Genomic DNA, 5,321 nt, shown 5'->3' with positions numbered 1-5,321 from the left:
TAAAAGAAGTTGTTCCAGTTATTTCTGAAATCGATATGAGCGAAAAAGACCGTAAAGATGTACTAGTCTTTTTAGCAGATACTGATCAATTCTTCTTAAACCCAATGATGGCAGCTTCTAAAGCGGTTATGGATGGAGCAAGAATGATTGAAGAAGGAACAATCGTAACAGCAATGGCAAGAAATGGTGAAAACTTTGGTATCCGTATTAGTGGAATGGGAGACGAGTGGTTTACCGGTCCAGTTAATACACCTAAAGGCCTTTACTTCTCTGGTTTCTCAGAAGATGACGCTAATCCAGATATTGGAGATAGCTCTATAACAGAAACATTCGGTGTTGGTGGAATGGCAATGGTTGCCGCTCCAGCAGTTACACGTTTTGTTGGTACAGGTGGATTTAACGATGCATTAAAAACAAGCAACGACATGACTGAAATTACAGTTGGTCATAATTCGAACTTCTCAATCCCTACTTGGGACTTTAAAGGAGCGGTATTAGGAATTGACGCAAGAAAAGTTGTAGCAACAGGTATTCTACCTGTAATTAATACCGGTATTGCAAATAAAGTTGCAGGTAGAGGTCAAATTGGTGCAGGAACAGTTAACCCACCAATTGAAGCTTTCCAAAAAGCTGTAACAGCGTATGCGAAAAAATTAGGTATGGACATTTAAGGTTTAAAATAGTTTAATGGTAACCAGTGTGTGATTAAAAGTTCCATTGTTTAAGGGCACACTGGTTTATTTTTTATCTTTTTTTATTAGAGAGGATCACGATGATTTATATTCAAAAAATGTCGAAACAATTAAAAGAACACGTGCAGACGAAACAAGAACCACAAACAACTTGGAGTGTGCATAGCATCTTTAAAAACGGTTTTAATTTAATGAATGATCAGCAGTTACTTTTCGTAGGAACAGATAAGAATGGAGAGCTGCCTTTTGCTTTGCATTTAACCGCTAGGGATACTAGTGCAGTTTTAAAAGAAATTAAAATAGGCGATTTTTTTTATTTTGATCATGTGAATAATCAGTTAAAATTCAATCAAACGACCTTGTTATTTGATTATTGTATTTTGTATGAGTCTATTTTATCTGAACAATCAAAGATTGAATTAGAACAAATCAATTTGGTTTTAAAAGAAGCGGAGTCAATTTTAGATAAAAATGGGTTTAGTCAAAAATTACCATTAAGTTTAAATGAATCTGATTACGATAAACCATTCTTAGAATCGCTCGAAGGACTCTTTTCAAATGAAGAAAAAATCATAAAAAGTAGCATGCTTTATTTTATAGGACGTGGTATGGGATTGACACCTTCAGGAGATGACTTATTAGTTGGATTAATGAGTATTGACTCAGGATTTCCGCTATTAGATAAACGTTTTCGCAGTTTCCTTTTGGATTTGTTGGAAGCAAAGAGCCTAACGACTACAGTTGCAGAAACGTATTTACGTTATGCCGCTCAACACAAATACAGTACGTCTATTGTATCTTTTGTTGGGGAATTGAATGAAGACTATTCTGGAAGTCAAATTAAAGTAGATTTCAGAAATATCCTGACAAATGGAAGTACGTCAGGTTTGGACACTATGACCGGAATGCTTTTCGGAATAATAAAGAAAAAAGGAGAATATTAATATAATGGGAAAACGTGTAGTTATCGCTCTTGGTGGAAACGCCATTTTACGACCGAACCAAAAAGCAACATTTGAAAATCAAATGGAAAATGTAGGCATTAGTACAGATTCTATTTCAGATGTTAAAAAAGCAGGACATCAAGTTATTATCACACATGGTAATGGTCCTCAAGTTGGAAATATCTTAAGACAAAACGAAGAAGCTAAAGAGGTTGTTCCTCAATTGCCTTTACACGTTTTAAGTGCACAATCACAAGGATTTATTGGATACATGATGGAACAATCATTGAAAAATGCTTTGCTTTCAAAAAACATTTCAGGCAACGTTGTGACTGTTTTAACACAAACAGAAGTTGATGCAGCAGATAAAGCTTTTGAAAATCCAACAAAACCAATTGGTGTATTTTACACTGAAGAAGAATCAAAACAATTAACTATCGAAAAAGGATGGGATATGGCAGAAGATGCAGGCCGCGGATACCGTAGAGTCGTTGCTTCTCCACAACCTAAAAAAATTCATGGTGTTGACTCAATTAAAGCATTAATTGAAAATGATACAGTCGTTATTTCAACAGGTGGCGGTGGAATTCCAGTCGTTTCTGATGAAAAAGGATTGTTATCGGGAATCGAAGCAGTTATTGATAAAGACTTATCTGGTTTAAGATTATCAGAACAAGTTGATGCAGATGTATTCATGATTTTAACGGACGTTAATAATGTTTATTTAAATTATGGAAAAGCGGATCAAAAGAAATTAGAAACAGTTACTGTAGAAGAAGCCAACCAATATGTCGCAGAAGGACATTTTGCAGCTGGAAGTATGGGACCAAAAATGGAAGCTGCAATTGCTTTTGCATCACAAGGTAAAGAAGCTATTATCTGTTCTTTAGAAAATGCTGTTGATGCTTTAGAAGGTCTTTCAGGAACAAGAATCGTATTAGGGAGTGGAACAAAATGAAATTAACAAAAAAGATAGTTTTATTATTAATGTATGCGGCAGTTGCAATTGTAACACCGTTAACCGTATTTGCTGCAGGAATTGATGCAGTTAAAGCACCAACTGGATTTATGGCTATTATTACTCTTATTCCTCTAATCGTTGTATTGACTTTATTATTCTTAAAAGTAGACATGATTATCGCTGGTCTAGCCGGTGGAGCACTTGCTATGATTATTGGCGGAATTGGTTTAGCAGAAGTTAATACTCAATTTTTAGCAGCTATTCCAACAATGTTAACAATCACTGTTCCTATTGTAAACTCTGCTATTGCGATGGCCGTGTTTAAATCAGGTGGGTATACTGCCGCTTTAACACTTGCAAAAAGAGGAACAAAAGGTAAAGTAGAATACGTTTCAGCCTTTATCGTAGTATTAGTTGCAGCCGCAACTTATATGTCAGGTATTGGTGGAGGAAGCGCAATGGTTATTGCACCGTTAGCTTTCGCTGCAGTCGGAGTTGTTCCAGAATTGATTGCCGCTATGTCATTAGCAGCAGCTGTATCTTTCACAACATCACCAGCTTCATTAGAGTCTAGTATCGTTTCAAAATTAGGCGATATTCCTGTAAGTGAATACGTTGCTACAATGCGTCCTTACTGGTTATTATTCGTTGCTATTGCAATCGTTTTAGCATTCTTTGGTACAAAACGTCGTAACTTAGGTTTTAAAGAAGAAGAAAATGACGAATATTCTAAATTATCAAATGCCGAATTATTTAAATTAACTTTACCAGCAGTTTTCTTATTGTTTGCTGTAATCTTAGGACCTGTTGTTAATAACTTAGTTGGTTATCCAGTCTTCACTCCACTAGTTTATATGGTCGTTACACTTGCCTTAATCTTCTTCTTCTCTAAATTCAATATGAATGAAACAGTTGAAGCAATGATTGATGGTTCTACGTATATCTTGACACGTTTATTCCAAGTTGGTATTTTCTTAGGATTTATTAACGTTATTGCTCAAACAGGAACATTCGCTGTAATCGCTGGTGTAGCTGAAGCTGCTCCTGTCGCATTAGTTGTACCGGTTGCCGTTCTAACAGGTATTTTAATCGGTGTTCCAGCTGGTGCTTACGTTGGTTCAATTTTAACATTAGTTTTACCAGTTGCCGTTTCATTAGGCTTTTCTCCACTAGCACTAGGTTTCGTTACAATCGGTGTTGGTTTTGGTAGTCAAATGAGTTTCGTTAACATTACGATGCAAGCTTTATCTTCTGGATTTAGTATTCCAATTCTAGAAGTTGTTAAAGGAAACGTTAAATGGATTACATTAGCTTCAGTATTGCTATTAGTTATCTCTTTAATCTTTGCATAAAATTTTATAAAAAAGTAGTTGTATAAATTTAAAAAAGGGGAGATTTAGTAATGGATATTTTATTGAAAAATGTACGTTTAAACGATGGTGAGAGCTTGAAAGATATCGCCATTCAAGATGGAAGAATTGTTGCTATTGAAGAAACAATTTCAGAAGCAGCTGAGCGCGTTATCGATGCAGAAGGAAGAGTTTTAGTTCCTGGTTTTGTGGAAAGTCACCTTCATTTAGATAAAGCTTTAATTGCTGATCGTAAACCAAATAACTCTGGAACACTAAAAGAAGCGATTAGTGTAACAGCTGAACTTAAACCTACTTTTACAAAAGAAGATATTTATGATCGTGCTAAAAGAACATTAGACATGATTATTCCGTATGGTGTAACAGCTATTAGAACACATTCTGAATTCGACCCAGCTCAAGGATTCACTGGATTTGAAACGATTTTACAATTAAAAGAAGAATACAAAAACTTAGTTGATATTCAAGTCGTAGCATTCCCTCAAGAAGGTATTATTAAAATGCCTGGAACTGAAGAAATGATGTACGAAGCAATGGAAATGGGAGCAGATGTTGTGGGTGGAATTCCTTACAACGATGCACCGGCAGAAGAACACATTGATATTGTTTTTGAAATCGCTAAAAAATACAACAAACCAGTTGACTTGCATGCTGAATTCAGTGATGAAGCAGACAAAATGTCTATTGAATACTTGTGTAAAAAAACGATTAAAGAAGGCTACCAAGGTAGAGTTTCTACTGGTCATATGACTGCACTACATGCTTTACCTAAATCAGAATTAGATCCTATTATTGCAATGCTAGCTGAAGCTGGTATTAGCATAATGGCTTTACCTGCAACAGATTTACACTTAGGTGCTCGTAATGACGAATACAATGTCAGAAGAGCGGTTACTCCAATCCGTAAGTTGAGAGATGGCGGAGTAAATATGTGTATTGCTACAAATAATATTCGCAATGCCTTCACACCTTATGGAAATGGTGACATTCTACAAACAGCTATGCTAACAATTCCAGTAGGTCACTTAGGTGGAGCAAATGATTTAAAAACTGTTTTACCGATGATTACAGAAAATCCTGCTAAAGCTATTGGTTTAGTAGACTACGGTATTGCTGTAGGAAATAAAGCAGACGTTGTTTTACTAGATACAAAAGTTAAAGAGAATGCGATTATTGACATTCCAACAAGATTATTTGTTATCAAAAATGGTAAAGTTACCGTTGAGAATACAAAAGAAACAATTATACACCGTTAATTATCTTACCAGTTATTAGCTTGCTTTTAACTTAGGTACATGAAAAGGCCCATGAATAAGCATTGCTTTATTTATTCATGGGTCTTTTTGTTCTTTAT

5 protein-coding genes are annotated in these 5,321 nt (G+C 35.4%); all 5 read left to right on the top strand.

The features are described 5' to 3' along the window. A partial coding sequence (locus WBF61_RS09620) for a DUF1116 domain-containing protein (RefSeq protein ID WP_424256025.1) occupies positions 1-671 on the top strand: 671 nt, incomplete at its 5' end. A 101-nt stretch (positions 672-772) separates the two neighbouring features. Continuing rightward, positions 773-1,636 carry a DUF2877 domain-containing protein gene (locus WBF61_RS09615; protein ID WP_424256023.1) on the top strand — a complete coding sequence of 288 codons (864 nt, stop codon included), beginning with the start codon at positions 773-775 and terminating at the stop codon, positions 1,634-1,636. A gap of 4 nt (positions 1,637-1,640) precedes the next feature. Next, the gene (gene arcC / locus WBF61_RS09610; RefSeq protein WP_424256021.1) at positions 1,641-2,594 is read left to right on the top strand and encodes a carbamate kinase; all 954 of its coding nucleotides are present in this window, start codon (positions 1,641-1,643) and stop codon (positions 2,592-2,594) included. Next, on the top strand, positions 2,591-3,949 hold the full coding sequence (locus WBF61_RS09605) for a citrate transporter (protein WP_424256020.1): 1,359 nt from the start codon (positions 2,591-2,593) through the stop codon (positions 3,947-3,949). The genes arcC and WBF61_RS09605 overlap by 4 nt, the downstream gene beginning before the upstream one ends. A 50-nt stretch (positions 3,950-3,999) precedes the next feature. After that, the gene (locus WBF61_RS09600; protein WP_424256018.1) at positions 4,000-5,223 is read left to right on the top strand and encodes an amidohydrolase family protein; all 1,224 of its coding nucleotides are present in this window, start codon (positions 4,000-4,002) and stop codon (positions 5,221-5,223) included. The last annotated feature ends 98 nt before the right edge of the window (positions 5,224-5,321 follow it).

The organism is Carnobacterium sp. (assembly GCF_049673005.1).
Lineage (GTDB): Bacteria > Bacillota > Bacilli > Lactobacillales > Carnobacteriaceae > Carnobacterium_A.
This window is presented reverse-complemented; position numbering and strand designations above follow the sequence as displayed.

Bases quoted from the DNA above. Each gene is read 5' to 3' on its own strand.
- WBF61_RS09605 (WP_424256020.1), top strand. From the start codon at position 2,591: ATGAAATTAACAAAAAAGATAGTTTTATTATTAATGTATGCGGCAGTT.
- WBF61_RS09615 (WP_424256023.1), top strand. From the start codon at position 773: ATGATTTATATTCAAAAAATGTCGAAACAATTAAAAGAACACGTGCAG.
- WBF61_RS09600 (WP_424256018.1), top strand. From the start codon at position 4,000: ATGGATATTTTATTGAAAAATGTACGTTTAAACGATGGTGAGAGCTTG.
- arcC (WP_424256021.1), top strand. From the start codon at position 1,641: ATGGGAAAACGTGTAGTTATCGCTCTTGGTGGAAACGCCATTTTACGA.